The sequence below is a fragment of the Mesorhizobium sp. M7A.F.Ca.CA.002.05.1.1 genome (genome assembly GCF_003998335.1).
Classification (GTDB): Bacteria; Pseudomonadota; Alphaproteobacteria; order Rhizobiales; family Rhizobiaceae; genus Mesorhizobium.
Genome location: NZ_RZQI01001136.1, coordinates 1 through 1,609, shown reverse-complemented (window position 1 = coordinate 1,609; position 1,609 = coordinate 1). Strand labels below are relative to the sequence as shown.

1 protein-coding gene and 2 pseudogenes are annotated in these 1,609 nt (G+C 63.8%); 1 reads left to right on the top strand and 2 read right to left on the bottom strand.

Annotated elements, in window-relative coordinates; genetic code table 11:
- Positions 1–255 (bottom strand): annotated as a pseudogene (locus tag EN939_RS33365) (hypothetical protein); the annotation flags it as partial.
- 87 nt (positions 256–342) lie between these two features.
- Here EN939_RS33365 and EN939_RS33360 point away from each other — a divergent pair.
- Complete coding sequence (locus EN939_RS33360; protein ID WP_127269699.1) at positions 343–915, top strand: TetR/AcrR family transcriptional regulator; 573 nt, start codon at positions 343–345, stop codon at positions 913–915.
- Between the two features lie 318 nt (positions 916–1,233).
- Here the strand turns inward: EN939_RS33360 and EN939_RS33355 are convergent.
- Positions 1,234–1,609, bottom strand: a pseudogene (locus tag EN939_RS33355) (NmrA family transcriptional regulator); the annotation flags it as partial.

The window sequence follows — 1,609 nt, the reverse complement described above, 5'->3', positions numbered from 1 at the left end:
CAGCGGCGAGTTCACGCCCTTGGCGCGGTCCTTGTCGGCTTCGCGGGATGCGGAGAGGGCGCGAGGCTCGTCCAGGGTGATGAAAGCTCTCAGGCCCTCTTTCCGCCGCGCCTTGGCGAGAAGGGCAGAAACATAGTTTTCGGCGCTGATCTCGCCCCGGCGAATGGCTTCCGCCGCGCCCGACACGCCCAGCCGTGTGAGTTCTACCGCTTCTGGCACATTGGCATCGATGGCTCTGGTCTGCTGGTTCAGCATGAGCCTCTCCTCTCATTAGTAATCAGTTAGATGTTGCATGACATCTATTTGGATGTCATATAACATCTAACCTGTCAAGGCTCGTTCGTGAGCGGTAGCGAGGAAGCGTCGTTGAGGAAGTCAAACAAGGAAGCCGCTGAAACCCGGCGCGCCATCGTCACCGCGGCCGCAGACTGCATCCGGCGCACGGGCATCGCCGGGGCCAGTCTCTCGGACGTTATGGCTGCCGCCGGCCTCACCCACGGCGGCTTCTACAAGCATTTTCGCAACAGGGAGCAGCTGATAGCCGAGGCGCTCGTCGCTGCGGGCAACGCATCTGCGGACATGCTCGGGAAGGTCCGGGCAGAAAAGGGGCGGAACGCTGCGTTGGACCGCTACCTGTCCCCTGAGCATCGCGATGCGGGTACGCCTACCTGTCCAATGGCGGCGTTGGGGAGCGAAGCTGCCCGGTCCTCAGGTAAGACGCGGGCGGCGGCGGTGGCTGTCGTCGAAGAGATGATCGACGCGCTGGTCGAAGATCGATTTTCTGGGGAGGCCCGCGGCGAAGCCATGGTGGACTACGCCACCATGATCGGCGCAATGACCTTGGCCCGAATCGCGTCGGGGACGCCACTATCGGAGGAAATCCTTGAACGTGCAAGGAAGCGCCTGCGTCGATAGGCGCGCCCCGTCTGGACAGCGCCGTGACCGGCCCACTCGCGGCCTGCGGGCTGAACGTCCGTTACGGAAGACGGCCGCCCCAGCGTCGGTGCAGGACGGCCGGTTACGGCGCCGATAGCGATCCGAGCCGCAGGAGCTAGGCCGGCAGCCTTTGTTTCCAGCATAGCCCCGATAAGGGTCGCTTCGGCCAATTTCGGGGGCACCAGTTGGTCGTGTGTCCGCATTCTCGTTACACGGCCGTTCCATCATAGTTCCTTTCAGGTTGCGAGGGGGGCGGCGGCGGATGTCCGTGCCGTCTGCTGTGTTTTCAGGGTGGAATCAAACGGCCTCGGTCGCGGCGGCTTGCCGGACAAGCGCCGCGATCACCTCCACAAGAGGTGTCTTGCCTTTGACGCTGTTCTGTCCGTTATCTTTGAAGTCGATCCAGCCTTCGTTGAAGCCGTCGAGCATGCGCATGCGCGGCTGTGGGTTACGCGTACCCTGGGCACGGAACAGGCCCTCCCAGCTTTCCCGCGGGACGATCTCCACCCGCACCGGATGCCCGAGTGCCGACGCGAAGGCATTGGCGAGATCGTTGGGCGAGACCCGCGACGGGCCTTCAAGTTCCACGACCCGCTTGCCGGTCCCCCCCTCGCGGATCAGATCGGCGGCCAGCCGGCCGATATCCTGCGTCGCCACCATGGCGAAAGTCTTG